Below are 20,992 nucleotides of genomic sequence, written 5' to 3'. Positions count from 1 at the left end.
CTTATCCCCTATCTCCATTCAAACTTACGGGTCCCATTGGATATTTAACGTTGTGCAGATCCACCCACTCTAAATAGGAGGCGCGCGCACCTGGGAAGCCAATCATTTTCCACGGTTCCATATTTTTGTTACCGCCGTGGATTGGGTCAGCAAAGTAACCCTCTTTAGTGTTTTGCAGCAGAAAATCAAAGAACTGTTTGGCGCTAACACCATCGAATTTAAGTGCATCTTTTTGGAGCAGTGTTAGCAGTTGGTCTTGCTGTTCGGCGCTTAGCTCAGCGAATGATTTGCTAAAGGTTTGGCGACAATAGGTGTTAGTGGCGGCTATGCCTTTTTGATAGGTCTGCGCTGGTGTTAATGGTGATTGATAACCCAGCTCGGCAGGCGCTTCAAAAAATGGGCCTTTCATATACCAGTCGCGGGCTTGACCAAAATCGCCCTGCATTTGCAGATCGATAAAAATAGGTACATTGGCCTCTAACGCACTTGGGCCTGTGTCATCAGCGGGGATCAAGCGATCACAGGCTGCCAATACAAATGCCCACTCGTCTGGGGTAAAAAACACGGGTTTATAATCTTGCAAGCTGGATGCAGCGCTTGCAGTCGGTGACAACATCACTCCGGTACCCAGAGTGGTTGCCGAGATCATCCACAACGCCCCTTTCATAAAGCGGCGGCGGGAATCATCTGGACGCGATTCCATACTTATCTCCATATTGTGTATCGACATTTGCTTGCTCAGAAATTAACGCCCCCAGCGACGATTTTTGGGTAGCCGTCATCGATAAAGTGCCGAGACACTTTATTGCGGGGATTATTTCTGTGTTGTTATTGACGCGCGTGTTTTATGACGCTGAGAAACTGGTTTCGAAAAACACGTCTGTTTTGGGAAGCTTTGAAGGGAAACTCAGTCACAACCGCTATGATGCATCACGAGCAAAAGTTTGCTCAAACCTCCATAACCTGTTGTATAACCCAATAAAGTTTTTCAGTGCGGCGTTATTATCAACCCGCTAGAAAAGTGTGACAAGGCTAACACAATGAATTGTTGTTATAGCTTTATAGCCTTTTGTGAATGAACCAAACTAAAGTCACTTTAGTTAAAAAACCTAGTGTTTAGGGATAAAACCGACGTATTTAGTCCAGAGAACGGCGAAAAAGTGGGGAATAAAATTTTGCTGTTAATAACCAAGGAAATGCCCATTGGTGGGAGTTTATCGGCCATAACTGCTTTACCAGCCAAAGTAAGCGGCAATCCGTCGATAGCCGCCATAACGGGCTATCGACAGCGCCAAAAACCATTATTTCTTGGTGATTTCACCAACAAACATGATTTTGTCAAAAGTGCGGTTTAAGGTTTTGCTGGTGAATTTGCTCATCCACATCTGTTCAGCCATTTGCACCTTGTCACCTTTAGCAACAGTTACTTGTGGACCAGCAGCCCAGTAAGTAGTGTCACCTTCTTTCACTTGAACATAGGTGTAACCACCGCTGTCCATCGTATCCAGCACAACAGCTTCATGAACTTTGCCCTGTGCCCAAGCAGAAGACATTCCAACGACCATTGCCGCTGCTGCTAACAGTTTTGCAAGTTTAGCCATTTCTTCAAAATCCTTTAGTTAATACAGACGCGCCATTTAACCACGTGATACTTTCAATTTCACTAATACGCGTCACAATTTGGGCCGTAGCAAGGGTCGTAACATCGACTCCAAGCCGTTTAGTTTTACTTCGTAAATCAACGCAAGCTGTTCCCCAAGTTTACCTTCAGGAAACCCCTGCTTATGAAACCAGACAAGATAAGGCTCTGGGAGTTCCAATAATCGTCGCCCGGCGTACTTACCAAACGGCATTGTTTGATTAATGGCTTCCAGCAAAGCCTGCTGCTCAAAGGCCATGCTTTATCCTCAAGATGGACTGTTTGCCGATATTAACGCAACTAATGCGCCGCAGTGAAATTGGATTCGAGATTCGAGATTCGAGATTCGAGATTCGAGATTCGAACAAACGTTACCGCGCCAAACTCGGCTGCCGCCACCGCCTCTTTCACTTTAAGCTTGTCTTTAGCCCTCGCGACCAAAACTCGCTACCATCTACTTACCGCTAATCGCTACTTACAACTATCCTTACACGCAACTCGCAACTCGTTTTTATACCCTTTAACTCTTAAAACCAAATCCTTTAGCTTTAATCGCATATATAAAATAACGTTGTTAACAAGCGTGAGGCCGGGTGGTTTCACTCGGCCGATTTTTAGCCAGCAATTTGGCGGCGTCAAAGATAATTTCTGTATGTGAATGAATAAGTTAAACCAATATTCGCAAAATCTACCAAGTTGACAATTTTTTGCCACGCCAAACAACCCTGCCAAATAAATGTCACTTATAAATCTATTTTAATGTTTAAAAACAACACGTTGAAAGTAGCCGAAAAACAAGTAACAATGTGTTTACTTTTTTGATCATCAACATTGTTTTGTCATTAGTAACAACCTTTGAATAAAAGGGAGCAGACCATGATTATTCTAGTTGGTGGAGAAAAAGGCGGCAGTGGCAAGAGCTGTTTGGCACAAAACATTGCTGTCTATCTGGCGAAGGAATGCCAAGCATCGGTGATGATGGTTGATTGCGATCCGCAACGTACCACCTCAGATTGGATTCAGGCCCGTAACCAAGATAGTTCGTTAGCCGCCATCAACTGTGTGCAGCTGTACGGCAAGATCCGTAACGACTTGCTCAGCTTAGAACAACACTATGACGTGGTCATTGTCGATTGTGGTGGTCAAGACAACTTAGCCTTGCGCGCTAGCATGTCCGTCGCGGCTTATACCTTAATGCCACTGCGACCGAAACGGCGTGATTTAAAAACCGTCAGCCACATGGATGACGTAGTTACTACCTGCATGATGATTAACCCGAAAATGCGTGCCTCGTTTGTTATTACTCAATGCCCTAACCTGCCAAGCCAAGTTTCACGCATTGAAGAAGCCAAAGAGGTTTGCCGTACATACGATATTCACGTGCTCGACGCTGTCACATACAGCCGTAATAGTTATGACGACAGTGAAGAGTCTGGCCGCAGCGTGATTGAGATTGAACCAGACGGTAAAGCCGCTGGCGAAATCCGCGCCATAGCTTGTGAATTGTTACAGCAACAAGATGCTGCCGCGATCAGTGCCATGCTGCAACAACACCGACCAATGACGATGGGAGCGAACTATGGGTCTCGCCGATCTGAAGAAGTGCGCTACGCCGTCTGAGATACATGCGACAACATCGCCCTCAGTAAATGTAGATGACTTTATTAATGATGCTTTACGCTATGCCATGGGGCAAACGCCGCAGAGTGATAACGTTGTTAATTTTCATCGAGTTGAGCAAAAGTTGGCGGAACATCGCACAACATTACATCCGCTGAAACGTGGCACTTTTACCTTAGGTGACGACACGGTAGATAAGTTGCGTCACTTGGCGCAAGAGAGTGAAATCTCACGTTCGCGCATGGTGCGCTTTTTAGTGAATTACTTTGAGCAACTCAACCCACAACAACGTAAGTTGCTCTATCGCCAATTTATGATTGATTAATCTTCCGACCCTTGCAGTACCGATGAGGGGGATTACCCCCTCAGTTTGGGCTAACAGTCACCCGCCTTGTGTGCCTGTTAGCTTTTTTTTTGAGAAAAATGTGCCATCCTTTGCCTACCATTTATTTGCTAATCAAGTGAGTAAGTTATGCATTCATCTATTAGCAAAACGCTGCGCCTTTGGCTGACCACTCTGAGTTTGCTGCTAGTGGTTAATATCAATTTGGCGGTGGCTGAACCGACCGATGAAGATGGCTCGGTGGATGCCGTGCTCGATCAACTGCATCAAAATGCGGCCAATGCCGATTGGGATAGCTACTTTACGCTGTTTACCGACAACGCCAGCTTCCTTGGCACCGATAAAACCGAACACTGGTCGATACAAAGTTTTGAACAATACGCCCGAGCCACCAAAGGTTGGAGCTATGAGCGCTTATCACGCACAGTGACGGAAACGGGCAATGTGGCCGTATTTGATGAAATTCTGGAACATCAAAAATATGGGCTTTGCCGTGGCACTGGCACGCTAATCTATACCGAGCAAGGCTGGAAAATTCTGCAGTATCACCTCAGTTTTCCAGTACCTAACGATATGGCGATTCGTGTCACCGAGCAGATCAAGCTCTTTCGTCAGCAGCAAAAGCGCAAAGCGGATAATGCCAACAAGGAGTAACGCTTTATATCGCGCGGTTATGGGTAACGCTGCTTTGCCACTGACTATCGAGATGCGCCGTGGCAAAGCCGCAATATTAATGCCGATAGGCCATCGACAGACACAGATTGGTCAACTGCACAAAGTGGGCAAAACTATCAAAGTCTTGCTGCTCAATATCCCGGCCTGAGCTGGCGCGATCGGCATAAAATACCCCAATCACTTTGCTTTCAACTTTCAGTGGCGCAAACATGCAGCCATTTTCAGGTAGCAGCCGCTGAAACCGCTCCGGCAACCTCAACTTGTGCTGCTGATTAAACCAAAAACCTTGCCCACGTTCGATACAGGCGTTGAGTTCGCTAAAGCGTTGATCAAGCTCTAAAATCAGTTGCTGTTTTAATGTTTCTTCGCCATCGCCCATCGCCACACGCGGTTGCAACATTTTGCGATTAGGTGACAACAGCAATACGGCGGTGCGATCCAAACCAATTCCGTCGAGCATACCGCTCATCGCCACCGACACCACCTGATTAAAATCCGCTTTGATCATCGTCAGATTAGTGAGTTCCCGCAGTTTATCGAGTTGAATGTTGAGATTGGTTGGCCGCGCAATCCATGTCGGCGGTGCTTGCAGCGTGGTCGTTGCATCGGCGGCATTAGGCAGATAAGGCACTAACTCTTTAGAGCCGTAATCTTCGGCTAACTTGGCAGTGGCCTCAATCGTCTCAAACAAGCGTTGTTGAAAAACTTCCACTGGCTGTTGCAGCATTTCAGCCGCTTGTTGTACCCGCTTTTGCAACTGTTCGGGGTCGCTGCTGGCAAGTACTAGCGCCTCGGCCAACTTATTGCCCAAGTAGATGCTACGCACTTCAGGCGTGCGTTCATTAGGGCTATTAAGCGACTTGAGTAACATCTCGCCAAGGCCCCAACTACGGGCGATGTTGAGCGTTAACTGATTAAACGACGTGCCTAAATGTTCACGCACCAAGCTGAGTTTTACCACATTGTCGTCGGTCTGCTGCAAGGCTTGGTCGAGCTGCTGCGCCACTTCACCGCCCGCGCTCCAAAATGCACTTTCCCCCAAGTGATATAACAATGCGGCGATAAACGCCTCTTCCTGAAACTCTTCCCCATGATCGGCCAACATCATTTTGGTAAGCATTGCCGCTTGAAAAGCTCGCGCCATCAAACGGATAAGCCGTTGAAACACACTTTCGCTGAGGTTTTTATTTTCTAGCAGGCTGGTAAGCAACTTAGCGGTAATGCACACGTTGCGGATCACATCAAACCCCAGCACCACCGCCGCTCGGCTGACGGTGGTTACTTGGCTGATGCCTTTGTTGTAGATGGCGCTGTTAGCCACCCGCAACACTTTCGAGGTTAAGGCATTGTCGTACATCACGCTACGGCCGAGTACCGCCATGGACGACACATCATCTTTGGCGAGCTGTTCGAGAGTGCGGATCATCGAACACAGTGCTGGCATCTCCTGCTCACTAATCTTATTCGTCCAGAATTCAACACCTTTATTGTTTTTAGTTAAGTCTGGCTTCAAGGCGATACTCATCAGATTCTCAATCAAACATAAAGATAACTAGATAAAAACATTAAATTAACAATAGTCTATTCTGTTCGATGAATAAAACCTTGCAAATCTATTTGATAAAAAAAGGCGCCGAAGCGCCTTGTTGAGTGGGGACTGTCAATCTTTGCAGGTTGTTTTTACAGCAGTCAGAGGGTGTTCTAGGCAAAGCAGGCGATGTGCTAACTATGCTCCAGCAGCCGCTAACGCCAAAGAACAACAGCCCGAAGCCAGTACGTCGATTAGAACTGTGCTTCTTCGGTAGACCCCGTCAACGCCGTGACCGACGAGGTGCCGCCCTGAATAATATTGGTCACTTTATCAAAGTAGCCGGTGCCCACTTCTTGCTGATGCGCCACAAAGGTGTAACCCCGTTCGGCTGCGGCAAACTCAGGTTGCTGCACTTTTTCAACATAGTGCTTCATGCCCTCGCCCTGCGCATAGGCATGCGCCAAGTCAAACATGTGATACCACATGTTATGAATGCCCGCCAAGGTGATGAACTGGTACTTATAGCCCATATCCGACAGCGCTTGCTGGAAGCGCGCGATGGTGGCATCGTCCAAGTTTTTCTTCCAGTTAAACGATGGAGAGCAGTTATAGGCCAGCAGTTGGTCGGGGAATTTGGCGTGAATAGCCTCGGCAAAGCGGCGTGCTTCATCTAAGTCGGGTTTCGCGGTTTCACACCAAACTAAATCGGCATATGGGCAGTAAGCTAAACCACGAGCAATCGCTTGATCTAAGCCAGCATTAACACGATAAAAACCTTCGGCCGTACGTTCACCGGAGATAAAGTCGCGGTCATACGGATCACAATCAGAGGTCAGCAAGTCCGCGGCGTTAGCATCGGTGCGAGCAATCACTAACGTGGGTACGCCCATCACATCGGCCGCCAACCGCGCAGCCACCAGCTTTTGAATCGCTTCTTGAGTCGGTACTAACACCTTGCCGCCCATGTGGCCGCATTTTTTCACCGAGGCGAGCTGATCTTCAAAATGCACCCCGGCAGCGCCCGCTTCAATCATCGATTTCATCAGTTCATAAGCGTTGAGCACGCCGCCAAAGCCCGCTTCCGCGTCAGCAATAATCGGTAAGAAGTAATCGGTCGCGCCGTCATCATCACGGGTTTTACCGCTGCTCCACTGAATTTGATCGGCACGGCGAAACGAGTTGTTGATGCGGCTCACCACTGCCGGTACTGAGTTGGCGGGATACAGCGATTGGTCTGGGTACATAGTGCCTGCTAAGTTGGCATCTGCCGCCACTTGCCAGCCCGACAGATAAATCGCTTCAATCCCGGCCTTAGCTTGCTGCACCGCTTGGCCGCCAGTGAGTGCGCCCAATGAGTTCACATAACCTTTTTTGGCACTGCCGTTAACCAACTGCCACAACTTGTTGGCGCCCATAGTGGCTAAGGTATTTTCTGGCGTAATGGAACCACGCAGCGATACCACCTCTTCGGCGCTATATGGCCGTTTAATCCCTTTCCAACGTGGGTTTTCAGCCCAATCTTGTTTTAACGCTTGGATCTGCTGCTCGCGGCTCATCTGATTGATATTGCTCATGGTTAACTCTCCTCGGTGCAAATGGTGTGGGTGGCGCCCCAACTGCGCCACCGTGTGTTATTAAGTGATTACTCGGTCAGCAGGCGGTAGCCTGGCAACGTCAGAAAGTCGACCAATTCATCGGCGGTAGTGATCTCCTCTAACAGCGATGCGGCGCGGATAAACTGCCCTTGGCTAAAGCGACTAGCGCCCACCTCTTGTTTCACTTTGCTTAATTCTTCGGTAAGCATTTCGCGGAACAAGGCTTTGGTGACCAACTTGCCATTGGACAGATGTTGTTGATGGCGAATCCATTGCCAGATTGAGGTGCGGCTGATCTCGGCGGTGGCAGCATCTTCCATCAAGCCGTAAATCGGCACACAGCCATTGCCAGAGATCCACGCTTCGGTGTATTGCAGCGCGATGCGGATATTCAGTCGCATGCCCTCTTCGGTACGTTCTCCCTCACAAGGCGCGAGCAACTCAGCGGCTAAAATCGGTGCATCAACATCGCGGGTAATATGTAGTTGGTTTGGCCCTTGGCCGATAAAACCATCGAACACCGCCAGCGCGGTTGCGGCTAAGCCCGGATGCGCAATCCATGTGCCGTCGTGGCCGTTACGCGCTTCTAGGGTTTTATCGTGAGTCACTTTTTCCAGCACAGCGGCATTGGCTTCTGGATCTTTGCTGGGGATAAACGCCGCCATACCACCCATCGCCAACGCACCGCGTTTATGGCAGGTCTTAATCAACAAACGTGAATAAGCACTGAGAAACGGCTGCTCCATATTGACCCGCTGCCGATCGGGCAAAATCCTGTCAGGATGGTTACGCAAGGTTTTGATATAGCTGAAGATGTAGTCCCAACGGCCACAGTTAAGCGCCACAATGTTAGAGCGCAGTTCATAGAGGATCTCATCCATCACGAACACCGCTGGCAAGGTTTCAATCAAGCAGGTGCATTTGATGGTGCCGGGCTGCAAGCAAAAGCGCTCCTCAGCATAAGCGAACACTTTAGCCCACCAGCGAGCTTCAACATGGCTTTCCAACTTGGGAATATAGAAGTAAGGGCCGCTGCCTTTGGCAAGCAACTGGCGGTAGTTGTGGTAGAAGTACATGGCAAAGTCGAACAAGGCACCGGGGATGGTTTTGCCATGATGCTGCACATGGTTTTCGGGTAGGTGTAAACCACGTACACGCGCCACCAGCACGGTGGCATCGTCGTTAACCTGATAGTGTTTGCCGGTATCTGGTGCGGTGTATTCAATCTCGCCGCGTACCGCATCTTGCAAATTCAATTGGCCTTCGAGCAATTTTTGCCAGCTTGGCGCCAGTGAATCCTCAAAGTCAGCCATAAACACTTTTACGCCCGCATTGAGTGCGTTAATCACCATCTTGCGATCTACTGGGCCGGTGATTTCTACGCGGCGGTCTTGCAAGTCACTGGGGATATTACGGATGCGCCAATCGCCACTGCGGATATTGGCGGTTTCATCGAGAAAGTCTGGCAACTGCCCGGCATCAATCTGTTGCTGGCGTTGGCGACGCTTGTCTAATAGTTGTGGCACCTCGGCAGCGAACTCGTCGCAGAGTGCTTGCAGAAAGCTAACGGCGCCTTCGGTAAGCACTCGATCATCTGCGGCAGTTTGTGGGCCAGTAATCGTTAGGCTGCGCGAGCCGGTAGTATGAGGCGTTTGTCTTGCGGTCTGCTGCATGGGAGTTCTCCTTTGAATTTAGCGGCACACTTTCATATGTGCCTTTTCAACGAAAAACCTAGCGAACTCCTTTTGTAAAAACAATCGTGTAAAAAAACGGCAAAACTCACCAGTGGTGCCATCAAAATTGGTTATACCAAATTTAAGTTTTAACTTAATTTATTGATTATTTTTGATTTAATACAGCTGTGAAATTTCACAGCTTTTTAAAGGTAAAGTTGTCAGATCTTTTGACCAATAAAAAATCATAAAAGCTAATTACGTTAATTAATTACCACTGTAATGATTAATAAACGCTCTAACACACATGATTAAAACCCGCGTTAAGCCGCCGCTGTTTTAGTCTTACCTAAAGGGAAATGTGTTAACTCAATTAAAAGCCACAAGTTTTGTCAAATTTCACAACCTCAGATTAGTGTAGTGACACTAATAACTTTACCTACACGTCAACTTTGCAGGTTCTCTGTAAAATTTCACAAAACAAAACGTGATAAAAGGCACGCAAAAGCGGAATTTATTTTGGTCAATCGCCAAAAAATTTTAAAAATCTGCAATTTTTATGGTTTTTCTGCGGTTTTATCGCTGACACACACCGAAAACAGCGCAATTAAGCTGAATTGGCGGGCTACGGGTGGGCATCAAAATCACAGCCAGAATCCTCATTTCAGCGGTGTGTAGCGAGATAAAATTCTTCCCGTTAGGCGAAAACACACACCTGAAATCAGCCAAGCTGACGCGATGGACGGCTGAATTGGGGAGTTGCACGACGTCGTGGGCATGCTGTGCATGCGACAACGTTAACACGAGACAGTAAAAAGACGTGGTAAGCGCAACCAAGGTCAACCACCTTCGGACATGTACAAACGCTTGCGGTTTATATTGGCAGAGGCGCGAAGACGTGTTCGCGCCTCTGCTAGATTCAATCGCCTTACAAACCTTTATCGTGGTCGTGCTGCATCAAACTCGCCAATTCCGAACGGCCTTGGTTTGAGATGCGGATCAGCGCTTTTAAGTCATCACGATGCTGCACACTGGCGTCCACTTGAGCTTTATCGTGCGCGGCAAAAATCTTCACTCGCTCGATGGCTTGCAGTTGCGGCATACCCAAGGCTTGCAACACTTGTTCGCTGGCGCTCAAGGCTGAGCCTAAGGTTTCGCGGAATACGTTAGTCACTCCGAGGGCAATAAGTCGATAAGCATGGTTACGGTCACGCGCGCGCGCAATAATATTCACTTGCGGGAAATGCGCCTTCACCTGCCCCACAATCTGCAGCGAGTCCTCTACCGAATCGACAGCGATCAATAACACCCGCGCCTTATTTAGCCCTGCGGATAGCAACATATCTAACCGTCTGGCGTCGCCGTAATACACTTCGCCACCAAACTGCCGCACCACATCAACATGCTCAGCATCTTTATCTAGCGCCACAAACGGAATGCCAGACGAGGCCAAAATACGGCCGGTGATCTGCCCCATGCGGCCAAAACCCGCTATGACCACTTCGCAGTCTGATGGCGGTTTAATCGCATCTGCGGGCCGATTAGCATCTTCGCTCTTACGCTTATCGGTGCGTAACAGCTTGAGCAAAAATGGCGTGAGCACCATCGACAGACCAATCACTAACACTAAGGCTTGTGACAAGGTCGATGACATTAACCCCGACAATTGCGCCTGCGATAACAGCACGAAGGCAAATTCACCACCTTCCGCCAGCACGATACCGAGCGTAATAGCAGCGCGCCAACTGTGTTTGTGCAGCTTGCCGACAATGGTGAGGATCAAGGCTTTAATCAGCAACATCGCCACCAACACACCGAGCAGTAACAACGGTTGTTTAAAGATCAGGCTTAAATCCATGGTCATGCCGACAGCCATAAAAAACAGCCCCAGCAACAACCCTTTAAATGGTTCGATATCGGTTTCTAACTGATGGCGATAGCTAGAGTTGGCCAACATCACCCCCGCCAAAAAAGCGCCCATACCGGCAGACAACCCTAACCATGCCATGAGCGACGCACTGCCCATCACCAACAACAGTGACAGGGCAGTGACCACTTCGCGCACACCACTTGAGGCCACCAAGAACAACACTTTTGGCAACACGTAACGGCCGACCACTACAAAACCGGCAAACGCGACCAAGGTGAGATACCACGGCACCGCTTGTTTGCTTTCATCCGCCATATCTGGCGCCAAGTAAGTGGTGAGCAGTAACATCGGGATCACCGCTAAGTCCTGCATCAACAGCACGCCGAACGCATCACGCCCAACGGGCGTTGCCAGCAACCGCTGCTCAGTCATCAACTGCACCGAAAACGCGGTGGATGACAAACTCAGCGCGGCACCGATGACCACCGCTGGTGCTAAAGCCACATCAAACTGCATGGCTAGCAGTGTGATCAACAACCAAGACACCAGCACTTGGGCACTCCCCAGCCCCAAAATGGCACTACGCAGTTCCCACAATTTACTCGGGCTAAGTTGCAACCCCATGATAAACAGCATCAACACTACGCCAAACTCGGCAAAGTGCAGTACTTCGGCAGGCTCGGACACAATCGCCACGCCGCCAGGCCCTAACAATACGCCTGCGGCCAAATAAGAGAGAATTGGCCCAATTCCCACGCGTTTTCCTAACGGTACGATCACCACGGCCGCGGTTAAGAAAAGCAAAATAGAAATAAATAAGCCATCCTGGTCCATCAGGGTTCCTCATGAGTAGTGTGGTAGATATGTGATGCTGAACAGCAGACGCAAAAACGCCCCACCGAGAAGGTGGAAAACATACAAAACGGTTGTAGAAACTGAACCGACACGGTGTTGTGCGTCCAGAAGCAGTAGGGGCTTTAGTATAATATTCGTAACCGCTGGATTAAACGGCCTCAATAAAAAAATCTCAGTTTTTTCTTCACAACAACCGCCGCTCAACACCGGATGAGACCGATATAACAGCTAAGTTACCACGCTGATGCCACACGATAACAATAGCAGTCATCTTCACCGACAATGGCGTTGCGTATAACTTGAGCAAGCAAGATTATTTTTTAAGAAGTAATAGAACTAGTTAGCAATATTCAGGTCGAATCAACCAGCACCCAACCAACAGAAGGTGCGAACAACGCTTCCCTCCCCTTGTCACCAACTGGGGGCTTGGTTATTATGGCCGACAATTTTTGGAACTAGTGCTGTCAATGTTGATGAAAAAGCAAAGTCTTGCCCTGATGGGCGCAATAACGCTGAGTCTCTCCCTAAGTGCATGTAGCGTAATGGACTGGCTGGTCTATAAACCAGATATTCCACAAGGTAACTACATGGAGACACAACAGGTTGAAAAGCTCCGTATCGACATGACCAAGGCCCAGGTGGAGTTTATTCTCGGCCGTCCAGTACTGCGTGACAGCTTTGCTGATGACACTTGGTACTACGTCTACCACTACAAAAGTGGCCGCGATGCATCCATTATCCACAAAGAACTGATTGCCCGTTTTAATGGCGACAAGCTGACATCGGTCACCGGTGACTACGAACTCAGCCCTGAATTCAACACGCCATTGGAACAAAGTGCCTTGTTAGCCGCACCGACGAACACCAATAATTCAGCAGAAGCGCCACAAATTCCGGATGACCGCGCCGAACTGAAACCGTTAGTGGAAGAAGACAATCCTGCTGACGCGAATGACGCCAAGCCAGCAGATAGAGATGCGAGCGACAAATAAGCCGCCGTTTCGATAATAAAAAAGCGCCTCGAAGGCGCTTTTTTAATGTCTGAGAGTTTTACAGCTTGGCACCGGTCGTCTTATTGATGCGGCCTTCCTCTTTGGCTTTATCCGCACGGCGACGACGCACCTCTTTCGGATCGGCAATCAACGGGCGATAAATCTCAATCCGCTGCCCCGGTTGCACAACATCATCAGGCTTCATCTGATGACTAAAACTGCCCAGTTTGAGGTTATCCACATCAATCTCGGGGAAAAACGCCGCAATTCCGCTCTGCTTCACCGCCTCCACAAAGGTGGTGCCCTGAGTCACCGTCACAGTGATAACTTTCTGCTGCTCAGGCTTAGCGTAAATTACATCTACCGGAAACATCTGTTCATCAGCCACCGTAAACCTCCTTGGCTCTCGCCGTAAACGCCGACACCATTGAGTTCACCAACTCTTTAAATACACGGCCAAACGCCATGCCGACAATACTGTTGGAAAACTCAAAATCTAACTCAAACTCAACTTTGCAAGCATCTTCTGTCAACTCGATAAACTTCCAACTGCCATTCAAATGACGAAACGGCCCGTTCTCCAGCTTCAGTTCAATACTCTTGCCATCAACTACCTGATTGCGGGTAGTAAAGGTTTTGCTGATCCCAGCCTTGCTGATATCCACCGACGCCACCATAGTGCGGCCATCAAACTCCAGTACTTTACCGCCCACACAGCCCGGCAAAAACTCTTTGTATGATTCCACATCATTAACCAGATCGTACATCTGCTGTGCACTGTATCGCACCAGAATATTACGGGAGATATGAGGCATTCGTGTCCAACAACCTTTGCTGAAAATAATAAGTGCGCGATTGTAACACGCAGACAGAAAAACGCACCTTTAGCCATAAAAACGAACAAAAACCCAGCAGACAAATCGGCACTAATCCGCTTAACAACAAAAACTTAGCTTAGCCAATTCCAAAAGCCAAAAGCCTGCGTATAATAGCGGGCCTATGGCTAAGAAGAATGCAACCAAAAAAGGCGCTACTCCGGCATCAATTGCGCGGAACAAACGTGCCACCTTTGAATACCGCTTTGACGAAAAAATCGAAGCGGGGCTTTCGCTTATGGGTTGGGAAGTGAAGTCAATTCGTGCAGGTAAAGTCAACCTGTCCGATACCTTCGTCCAAATCAAAAACGGCGAAGCTTACATGTACAACTGCACTATTGTGCCGCTGAACACCGCATCAACCCACGTGGTTTGTGACCCTACTCGCCCGCGTAAACTGCTGCTAAACCGCCGCGAACTCGACCGCTTAGCGGGGCAAGTTGAACGCCAAGGTTATGCACTGGTCGCCATCTCTATGTACTGGCGTAAAGGCGCGTGGGTGAAAGTCGAGATCGGCCTTGGTAAAGGTAAAAAAGATCACGACAAACGCGCGGATATTAAAGAGCGTGAATGGGCGATTGAAAAAGCCCGTGCAATGAAAAAATAATCGGTCATTCGCGTAAATTGCGCGGATAACCAGCAAACAGTTGTAACTTGCACTTGAAAACTTGGTGTAACGCCATATAACAGGTTACAATTGAAAACAATTTCGGGGGCGATTCTGGATTCGACGGGATTCGCGAAACTCCGGGAGCATGCCGAGGGGCGGTTGGCCTCGTAAAAAGCCGCAAAGTTATAGTTGCAAACGACGATAACTACGCTCTAGCAGCTTAATGCCGCTAGCCATCTACCACACGTCTCGCACATGGGCAGTGGATTTGATGGTCATCCTACATCGTGCTAGCGAGGGAACCTTGTTCGGGGGTGAACCGCGAAACAGTACCGGACTCACCGTTTGAAATCCTGTCTTTCGGAGTTCAACCGGTTAAACAAAAGAGAGACTAAGCATGTAGCGCCTTGAGCGTAGGTTTTTCGGACGCGGGTTCAAGTCCCGCCGCCTCCACCAATAAAAACAACGGGTTAGCATTCATTGCTAACCCGTTTTTCTTTTAAGTGGCGATGAAGTGGCGATGAAAAAATAAAAAGTGGCGATGATTCGTTGCTCTCCCCCTAACATCAGCCTCCCCTCCAATTTTTTTCGTCTATCTATTGCCACTCAATCGCACCGCTCTCTTACCAGACCGTTGTTGCGTAGTTTTGCGTAATATCTTTGCTTAGCGATCTTTACATCGCCTAAGCAGCCAGCCTTTGTTTATGGCGTTACGTTGTTGCGTTATTTCCATTCTATAAAGCGCGCAGGCGCGGGGTCGGGCGCAGGGCTAACATTAGATTAGCATATGCTTTCATTGAAGAAGTTTAGGATATCACTCCACCTGTTTTTTTAAGAAAGAAGAACCTCTGTTGCAGAGAGCGGTAATAAGCTCCAATTGTTAAGCTAAGAAAACATGAGTAGAATTTTATGATTAATTTTTGGTTTAAACCGCAGAGAAACTGATATAGTCTTGTTTATTAAATACAGCACGCTGCTTTAATAAATTATCTTACGCAAGACCAAAATTCACATGAGTAAGTCTTAGTCACAAATTTAACAAGTGAGCATATACATGACCGAAAGAGAAAAGATGATTCTAGGAAAATATTATGATCCAAATGACGCAGAACTAAAGAAATTACGTACAGAAGCAAGATTATTGACTGAACGTTTAAATAAAACAAGTATAGAATCGTTGGCCGAAAGAGTAGAAATTTCCAAGTTATTGTTCGGCTCAGCAGGAAAAATTATCCAGATTGAACCGACATTTAACTGCGATTATGGTTTCAATATACATGTAGGAGAGAATTTCTTCGCTAATTTTGGCTGTGTCATTTTGGATGTGGCAGAGGTGATAATTGGAGATAACTGTTTTATAGCACCACAGGTAGGAATATATACAGCCAGTCATCCAATAGATCCTCTTAGTAGAAATAGCGGCTTAGAATATGGAAAACCGATTATAATTGGAAACAACTGTTGGATTGGCGGTCACGCGACCATCAATCCCGGAGTGACCTTAGGTGATAATGTCGTAGTTGCATCAGGATCTGTTGTGACAAAAAGCTTTGAGAGTGATGTTGTGATAGCAGGCAATCCAGCAAAAGTATTAAAGAAAATATAGTAAGTCTATCTGATATTTAAGGTGTCTTATCTAAGATACCTTAACATTGCCCAACCAAACAATTGACACAAACCTAAAGCATCACCCATTTAACAATTCCTATTGTTTAACATGAATGCATATCAAACGATAGAAACAACAACCAAATCAAAATAAATAATAATCAATAAATAACAAACAAGACATTTATCCAAAACAAATAATCAATAAAACCACCAGCTAACACATCAATTAAAAACCAGAATTCTAATCTTATATTTAAAAACAAACATCCTTAAAGTAGATGAATATCTCAGAATTTACAAGAAAAGGAAGAAGGTAAAAATTAAATATACTAAAGTCCCTTATGGGAACTACATATCTTCACTTGATGACAAATTATTAATTCAACCTTAAATTACACTTAATATTTAAATTTAATTCGCGCGTCATCGTAATGACTTTATTCTATTTTAGAATTATAAACTTTAGTTTTTATTTATAGTTCCTTAATAGCCAGATGCATTTCACGCTGGTTGTTTTTGATTAACACGGTACAGGAGTAACACAACGTGGCAGTAAAGAAGCAGATTCAATATTCAGTAGGATGGATAAGCATCGCTTTATCTTTAACAACGAGTACAGTTTTAGCTCAAACACCTATAGACATAACAGCAAGCCTGAACAAGGCATACCCAATAAGTAATGAACTTGTGGGCGTTTTTTTTGAAGACATTAACTTTGCTGCCGATGGCGGATTATACGCAGAGTTGATTCAAAATCGCTCTTTTGATTATACGTCAATGGACAGAGAGGATTGGGGGCCACTTACCGCATGGTCACAAGTCACAAATTCCCAGAGAAAAGCTGTATTGAATTGGGATATGTCAGATCCTCTTAATGGAAACAATCCAACCTACGCAATGATGTTAATCGGTGAAGGCAATGGATACGCAGGCATTGAGAATACAGGCTTCAATGGTATTTATGTCGAAAAGGGGAAAAAATATAACTTTTCTTTGTTCGCTCGAATGTTATCAAATGAGCCTGGCCCATTATTGATTCAGTTAGTTGAAGATGATGTTGTTATTGCAGATGCTACAACTGATTCACTTACCCAAAACTGGGGAAAATACGAAGTTGTCCTAAGTGCTAAGAAAACTGTTGCTAACGCTAAGTTACGCATTTTATCAAATCACTCTGGCTATCATGCCATAGATATGGTTTCTCTTTTCCCTCAAGACACGTATAAAAAAAGACCAAATGGTTTACGTAAAGACCTAGTAGAAGCTATTCATGCAATCAATCCTAAGTTTATTCGTTTCCCAGGGGGATGTCTCGTGCATGGAGACGGAATTGATAACATGTATCAATGGAAGCGTACCATAGGCCCAATTGAACAGCGTAAGGCCCAAAGAAATATTTGGAGTTACCATCAAACAAATGGACTTGGTTATTACGAATATTTTCAACTCGCTGAAGATTTAGGAGCAACCCCAATACCAATTTTACCTGCGGCTGTTACTTGCCAGAACTCAGGTGCTCGTATAAATGGCTTTAACGGAAAAGGTCAAATGTGCGTCATGGTGGATAACATGCCTGAATTCATTCAGGATGTTCTCGACCTAATTGAGTGGGCAAATGGTCCTGCGACTTCTGAATGGGGTAAACAGCGAGCAGAGGCTGGTCATCCAGAACCCTTCAATTTAAAATATATTGGAATTGGTAACGAAGATGTCATTAGTGAAGAATTTAAAGTCAGGTTCCAAGCTATTTACAATGCAGTTAAGCGTAAGCATCCAGAAATTACCGTGATAGGTACATCAGGCCCTTTCCCTCAAGGAGTTGATTACGAAGCTGGTTGGAGTTTTGCAACTGAATTGAATGTTCCTGTTATCGATGAGCACATGTATAGCCCACCAGAATGGTTCTGGAATAACTTATCGCGCTATGATAGCTATGACCGCAATAAATCCGCCGTTTATGTTGGAGAGTGGGCAGCACATGCTGATGATAGGAGTTCCAATGTTGAAGTTGCACTTGCGGAAGCTGCCTATCTAACGTCACTAGAACGAAATGGCGATATCGTTAAGCTCTCTTCTTATGCCCCACTTCTTGCCAATGTAAAAAACACTATGTGGGCTCCAGACTTAATATATTTCGACACCCAAAGTGTCAAGTTATCACCTAGTTACCATGTACAGAAAATATTTGGACAGCATCCAATTTCTGAATTTATTCCATATCACAGCAACAATTCAAACCTTAAAGTTGCATACTCATTTGGTAAGGCAGATAAACAAGTGATTGTGAGATTTGTCAATGGAGAAGCATCCAGTGTTCCAGTTGCGCTTCATTTTGACGGTATCGAAGGAGAACAAACAGCTTCTGTGGTCACTCTTCAAGGAAAGGCATTAAAACAGTTATCGTTTGAGCACAGCTCAGAGAAAATTGAAAAATTTAACATGTCTAATCAACATATTGATTTACCGGCCTATTCTGTCACCAAGATAACTATTAAATTAGACTCAAAAATCAAACTGTAATCGTTTAGTGACTAGCTTTAGTTGCGCTACATACAAGGCCTAGGTATTTAGCTAGGCCTTGTATTTATGACTGAATTCTCATATTACCTTACCCATTAGCCACTCAGGGCAGGAGCATACCTCATTCATTTCTTGAATAAGAGCTTAAAAATAAGTCAATTTCCACAAAATTTGTCGAGTGAATGCCAATCATTTAGTTCAATGAACAAACTAATTACTTATTTATTGAGCGATTAGATTAGTGTGCTCTCACCCTGATCAGCCACTCGTCAAACTACGATGATCTGCTCGCCGGCCCAATCATTGATGGCCCCTGTCAGTCGCCATGACAGCCGATGAGCGCAAATTCCATTCAGCGCCAAGTTCGATATTTTCCAGTATCTAGCTCGTCGCCTACGCAGCTCATCCGTTTGGTTGACCCGAATAAATCTACAGCCCCTCGCTACAAACCACCGGCTTAAAAACAGCGCTCCAAAAACACACTGGATTATAAAATGAGCATAGTGTGCAAATTCGGTGTTACGACATATTAGCTAACCAAAATATAGTGGTTAAATAGCGGCGCTGATGACTGAAAACGGTATAGTGTCCGGCAATGTGATTTATCTAATGTAGAGAATTAACAATGATGTGTTTTACGCTAGCTCCGCGGTTAAATAATCTGATGTCACTGCCGCGATGGTTGTTGACCGCCGCGCTGCTTTCGCCACTCGCTAAGGCTGAGGTGATTGTGTCACCCGCGCCATTGCCTGAAAGCAATCAGTTAAAGGTTTTCCTTGGTGGCAGTATCGAAATGGGTAAAGCGCGCAATTGGCAACTGGATGTGGTGAATGCGTTTAAAGATGCGCCCATTCAACTGTTCAATCCACGAAGAGCAGACTGGGATCCGACTTGGCAACCAGTACTCAGTAATCCGCATTTTAAACAGCAGGTAGAGTGGGAACTCAATGCGTTGGAGCACAGCGACATCATTATTATGTATCTGGCGCCTGGCACGCAGAGTCCGGTAAGTTTGATGGAGTTGGGCCTCTACGCCGCATCTGGCAAATTAATCGTGATCTGCCCTGAGGGATTTTGGCGTAAGGGCAATGTGGATGCGGTGACGCAGCGCTATAACATTAACACCGTCGATAACATAGAAGACGCCATAGCGCTGATCAAATCTAAAATGGCAGCGGCACAACACTAGCCACTATGGATGACATATAACAATACAGCGCGGCATCTTGTCTGCTTGCGCTGTCAGTCGTCATCGAGTTCAGCGACCACCAGACTCACCAAGCGTACGCAGCATTCGCTTGGTGTTTTTCTTTTTATGAAAAGCCACATGGCGATTAGTTGTGGGCTCGCAAATTGCGCTGAAAAAGCTCAGCTTGAGCAATCTGTTTATTCAAATGAATCCCACGCTGGGCCCTGAGCTAGGCTTTAACTCACTACCACAGCTTTGGTTGGACGTTTCAACCATCTATGCCAATCTCGTTCTAATTGGCTGAGGCCGCCTGGATAACTGCTGTTAAGGGTATGCACCACATCAATCGGCTGACAGCGAAAATGCACGATGGCGGCGAACAAGTCTTTCAACGCTATTTTGCCGGTGGCGTCAGACATCAGAAAATAGATCAGCGCGTGGCTATTAGCGTACAGCCGCGCTTGATTGTTGGCCCAATCTTGGTTGGTGGCACTGAAAAGTTGGCTTAACTGGATTGGCGCGCGGCGCACACTTTGCCATTCAATGGGATGAATGAGTACGTTAAAACCATCCAGCTCCATGTTTTCGAAATATTCGGCCATGCCCTCGTTAAACCAACGCGGTGTGCTACCAAATTGGGCGGCGTTCATGACGTGTACGGCTTCGTGCACTGCGGTGGCAAAACCTTGGTCATCATTGCGATACCACACAAAAGCTAAATTATCGCGGTGGCTATAAAAACCTTGGGTTGGTGAGGTGATCGAGTGATAACGACGATAAAAGCTGTCATAAGTGGCTTTGCTGCTGGTGAGGCTGACATTGACCCGTACTGGTCGCAATGCTTCGGCGGGCAATAAGGTACGGTAGATATCATCAATTTGCCGCAACGATGCTGATAAACGATCTTTAAAGAACGGCTTAATACCGCTGGAAAGCGTGCGAATGCTGAGGTCAAAGTTATAACTGGGAGATTGGTACTGAGTGCGTTGTGCCGACGCGGATGCTGGATGATCGGCAAAATGGACGGTGCCGTTGTTATCGGTCCACTGGTAAATGGCCTGTGGAGGTTGTGGCCTCACATTGGTGGCGGCTGCGGAACAGATACCGCTATGGAACTCTAGCCGAGAATCGATGCCACTGGCTGGTGCCGCATTTGCCACTATCGGCTGTGCTTGTTTGAGTGTAACGGCACACGTTTGCCACTGCTGTTCATAACAAAAATATTGCAGTTGCACCTCTAAGCGGGCGATATATCCTGCGAGCGACCGATTAAACCAGCGGTTATCTAGCTGCCACACCAATAAGCTAATCACACCGCAACAGGCAAAAAAGAGTAACCAACGCCAGAGGCGACGTTCCATGTTGTTGTCCTTCCATGACACTGCAATTCATCA

The 20,992-nt window shown here is 46.7% G+C and carries 18 protein-coding genes and 1 other RNA gene; 9 read left to right on the top strand and 10 right to left on the bottom strand.

Annotated elements, in window-relative coordinates; translation table 11 throughout:
• Window position 1: 1 nt before the first annotated feature.
• The 3 genes from L9G74_RS03010 to L9G74_RS03000 form a co-directional block, all read right to left on the bottom strand.
• Window positions 2-703, bottom strand: a complete 702-nt coding sequence (locus L9G74_RS03010) for a gluconate 2-dehydrogenase subunit 3 family protein (protein WP_238894802.1) — start codon at window positions 701-703, stop codon at window positions 2-4.
• Window positions 704-1,301: 598 nt separating this feature from the next.
• On the bottom strand, window positions 1,302-1,601 hold the full coding sequence (locus L9G74_RS03005; protein ID WP_238894801.1) for an NrfJ: 300 nt from the start codon (window positions 1,599-1,601) through the stop codon (window positions 1,302-1,304).
• A gap of 72 nt (window positions 1,602-1,673) precedes the next feature.
• Entirely contained in the window at window positions 1,674-1,898 is a 225-nt protein-coding gene (locus tag L9G74_RS03000) for a DUF3820 family protein (RefSeq protein ID WP_238894800.1), read from the bottom strand.
• Window positions 1,899-2,515: 617 nt separating this feature from the next.
• Between L9G74_RS03000 and L9G74_RS02995 the strand changes: the two genes are divergently transcribed.
• The 3 genes from L9G74_RS02995 to L9G74_RS02985 all read left to right on the top strand — a co-directional run bounded on the left by L9G74_RS02995 (window position 2,516) and on the right by L9G74_RS02985 (window position 4,256).
• Window positions 2,516-3,259, top strand: a complete 744-nt coding sequence (locus L9G74_RS02995; RefSeq protein ID WP_238894799.1) for an AAA family ATPase — start codon at window positions 2,516-2,518, stop codon at window positions 3,257-3,259.
• Window positions 3,219-3,584, top strand: a complete 366-nt coding sequence (locus tag L9G74_RS02990; RefSeq protein WP_238894798.1) for a ribbon-helix-helix domain-containing protein — start codon at window positions 3,219-3,221, stop codon at window positions 3,582-3,584. Before L9G74_RS02995 ends, L9G74_RS02990 begins: the two co-directional genes overlap by 41 nt.
• A gap of 147 nt (window positions 3,585-3,731) precedes the next feature.
• On the top strand, window positions 3,732-4,256 hold the full coding sequence (locus tag L9G74_RS02985; RefSeq protein ID WP_238894797.1) for a nuclear transport factor 2 family protein: 525 nt from the start codon (window positions 3,732-3,734) through the stop codon (window positions 4,254-4,256).
• A gap of 76 nt (window positions 4,257-4,332) precedes the next feature.
• On the opposite strand, the gene L9G74_RS02980 is transcribed toward L9G74_RS02985, so the two are convergent.
• From L9G74_RS02980 to L9G74_RS02965, 4 genes are all read right to left on the bottom strand, one after another.
• On the bottom strand, window positions 4,333-5,802 hold the full coding sequence (locus tag L9G74_RS02980) for an HDOD domain-containing protein (protein ID WP_238894796.1): 1,470 nt from the start codon (window positions 5,800-5,802) through the stop codon (window positions 4,333-4,335).
• A gap of 257 nt (window positions 5,803-6,059) precedes the next feature.
• Window positions 6,060-7,382: an isocitrate lyase gene (aceA, locus tag L9G74_RS02975; RefSeq protein WP_238894795.1), complete on the bottom strand. Its 1,323-nt coding sequence runs from the start codon at window positions 7,380-7,382 to the stop codon at window positions 6,060-6,062.
• Between the two features lie 68 nt (window positions 7,383-7,450).
• On the bottom strand, window positions 7,451-9,076 hold the full coding sequence (gene aceB, locus L9G74_RS02970) for a malate synthase A (protein WP_238894794.1): 1,626 nt from the start codon (window positions 9,074-9,076) through the stop codon (window positions 7,451-7,453).
• 928 nt (window positions 9,077-10,004) lie between these two features.
• On the bottom strand, window positions 10,005-11,780 hold the full coding sequence (locus tag L9G74_RS02965) for a monovalent cation:proton antiporter-2 (CPA2) family protein (RefSeq protein ID WP_238894793.1): 1,776 nt from the start codon (window positions 11,778-11,780) through the stop codon (window positions 10,005-10,007).
• Between the two features lie 488 nt (window positions 11,781-12,268).
• Between L9G74_RS02965 and L9G74_RS02960 the strand changes: the two genes are divergently transcribed.
• Entirely contained in the window at window positions 12,269-12,793 is a 525-nt protein-coding gene (locus L9G74_RS02960; RefSeq protein ID WP_238895162.1) for an outer membrane protein assembly factor BamE, read from the top strand.
• Window positions 12,794-12,851: 58 nt separating this feature from the next.
• On the opposite strand, the gene L9G74_RS02955 is transcribed toward L9G74_RS02960, so the two are convergent.
• Both L9G74_RS02955 and L9G74_RS02950 read right to left on the bottom strand, forming a co-directional pair.
• On the bottom strand, window positions 12,852-13,166 hold the full coding sequence (locus L9G74_RS02955) for an RnfH family protein (RefSeq protein WP_238895161.1): 315 nt from the start codon (window positions 13,164-13,166) through the stop codon (window positions 12,852-12,854).
• A 7-nt stretch (window positions 13,167-13,173) separates the two neighbouring features.
• On the bottom strand, window positions 13,174-13,608 hold the full coding sequence (locus L9G74_RS02950; protein WP_238894792.1) for an SRPBCC family protein: 435 nt from the start codon (window positions 13,606-13,608) through the stop codon (window positions 13,174-13,176).
• Between the two features lie 184 nt (window positions 13,609-13,792).
• Between L9G74_RS02950 and smpB the strand changes: the two genes are divergently transcribed.
• From smpB to L9G74_RS02925, 5 genes are all read left to right on the top strand, one after another.
• On the top strand, window positions 13,793-14,275 hold the full coding sequence (smpB, locus tag L9G74_RS02945; RefSeq protein ID WP_238894791.1) for an SsrA-binding protein SmpB: 483 nt from the start codon (window positions 13,793-13,795) through the stop codon (window positions 14,273-14,275).
• Between the two features lie 104 nt (window positions 14,276-14,379).
• Window positions 14,380-14,734: a transfer-messenger RNA gene (gene ssrA / locus L9G74_RS02940) on the top strand.
• Window positions 14,735-15,332: 598 nt separating this feature from the next.
• Window positions 15,333-15,884 (top strand): sugar O-acetyltransferase, encoded by a 552-nt coding sequence (locus tag L9G74_RS02935; RefSeq protein ID WP_238894790.1) that lies wholly within the window; start codon window positions 15,333-15,335, stop codon window positions 15,882-15,884.
• A 551-nt stretch (window positions 15,885-16,435) separates the two neighbouring features.
• A complete protein-coding gene (locus L9G74_RS02930) occupies window positions 16,436-18,409 on the top strand; it encodes an alpha-L-arabinofuranosidase family protein (RefSeq protein ID WP_238894789.1) in 1,974 nt (657 codons plus the stop codon).
• Between the two features lie 664 nt (window positions 18,410-19,073).
• Window positions 19,074-19,598, top strand: a complete 525-nt coding sequence (locus L9G74_RS02925) for a nucleoside 2-deoxyribosyltransferase domain-containing protein (RefSeq protein WP_238894788.1) — start codon at window positions 19,074-19,076, stop codon at window positions 19,596-19,598.
• A 236-nt stretch (window positions 19,599-19,834) separates the two neighbouring features.
• On the opposite strand, the gene L9G74_RS02920 is transcribed toward L9G74_RS02925, so the two are convergent.
• Window positions 19,835-20,959, bottom strand: a complete 1,125-nt coding sequence (locus tag L9G74_RS02920; protein ID WP_238894787.1) for a DUF4124 domain-containing protein — start codon at window positions 20,957-20,959, stop codon at window positions 19,835-19,837.
• Window positions 20,960-20,992: the final 33 nt, after the last annotated feature.

Source organism: Shewanella electrica (assembly GCF_022321485.1).
GTDB lineage: Bacteria > Pseudomonadota > Gammaproteobacteria > Enterobacterales > Shewanellaceae > Shewanella > Shewanella electrica.
This window is presented reverse-complemented; position numbering and strand designations above follow the sequence as displayed.

What these genes read in the sequence shown, in the direction of transcription:
- L9G74_RS03010 (WP_238894802.1), bottom strand. Translation starts at nt 703, where the DNA reads ATGGAATCGCGTCCAGATGATTCCCGCCGCCGCTTTATGAAAGGGGCG.
- L9G74_RS03005 (WP_238894801.1), bottom strand. Translation starts at nt 1,601, where the DNA reads ATGGCTAAACTTGCAAAACTGTTAGCAGCAGCGGCAATGGTCGTTGGA.
- L9G74_RS03000 (WP_238894800.1), bottom strand. Translation starts at nt 1,898, where the DNA reads ATGGCCTTTGAGCAGCAGGCTTTGCTGGAAGCCATTAATCAAACAATG.
- L9G74_RS02995 (WP_238894799.1), top strand. Translation starts at nt 2,516, where the DNA reads ATGATTATTCTAGTTGGTGGAGAAAAAGGCGGCAGTGGCAAGAGCTGT.
- L9G74_RS02990 (WP_238894798.1), top strand. Translation starts at nt 3,219, where the DNA reads ATGGGTCTCGCCGATCTGAAGAAGTGCGCTACGCCGTCTGAGATACAT.
- L9G74_RS02985 (WP_238894797.1), top strand. Translation starts at nt 3,732, where the DNA reads ATGCATTCATCTATTAGCAAAACGCTGCGCCTTTGGCTGACCACTCTG.
- L9G74_RS02980 (WP_238894796.1), bottom strand. Translation starts at nt 5,802, where the DNA reads ATGAGTATCGCCTTGAAGCCAGACTTAACTAAAAACAATAAAGGTGTT.
- aceA (WP_238894795.1), bottom strand. Translation starts at nt 7,382, where the DNA reads ATGAGCAATATCAATCAGATGAGCCGCGAGCAGCAGATCCAAGCGTTA.
- aceB (WP_238894794.1), bottom strand. Translation starts at nt 9,076, where the DNA reads ATGCAGCAGACCGCAAGACAAACGCCTCATACTACCGGCTCGCGCAGC.
- L9G74_RS02965 (WP_238894793.1), bottom strand. Translation starts at nt 11,780, where the DNA reads ATGGACCAGGATGGCTTATTTATTTCTATTTTGCTTTTCTTAACCGCG.
- L9G74_RS02960 (WP_238895162.1), top strand. Translation starts at nt 12,269, where the DNA reads ATGTTGATGAAAAAGCAAAGTCTTGCCCTGATGGGCGCAATAACGCTG.
- L9G74_RS02955 (WP_238895161.1), bottom strand. Translation starts at nt 13,166, where the DNA reads ATGTTTCCGGTAGATGTAATTTACGCTAAGCCTGAGCAGCAGAAAGTT.
- L9G74_RS02950 (WP_238894792.1), bottom strand. Translation starts at nt 13,608, where the DNA reads ATGCCTCATATCTCCCGTAATATTCTGGTGCGATACAGTGCACAGCAG.
- smpB (WP_238894791.1), top strand. Translation starts at nt 13,793, where the DNA reads ATGGCTAAGAAGAATGCAACCAAAAAAGGCGCTACTCCGGCATCAATT.
- L9G74_RS02935 (WP_238894790.1), top strand. Translation starts at nt 15,333, where the DNA reads ATGACCGAAAGAGAAAAGATGATTCTAGGAAAATATTATGATCCAAAT.
- L9G74_RS02925 (WP_238894788.1), top strand. Translation starts at nt 19,074, where the DNA reads ATGTCACTGCCGCGATGGTTGTTGACCGCCGCGCTGCTTTCGCCACTC.
- L9G74_RS02920 (WP_238894787.1), bottom strand. Translation starts at nt 20,959, where the DNA reads ATGGAACGTCGCCTCTGGCGTTGGTTACTCTTTTTTGCCTGTTGCGGT.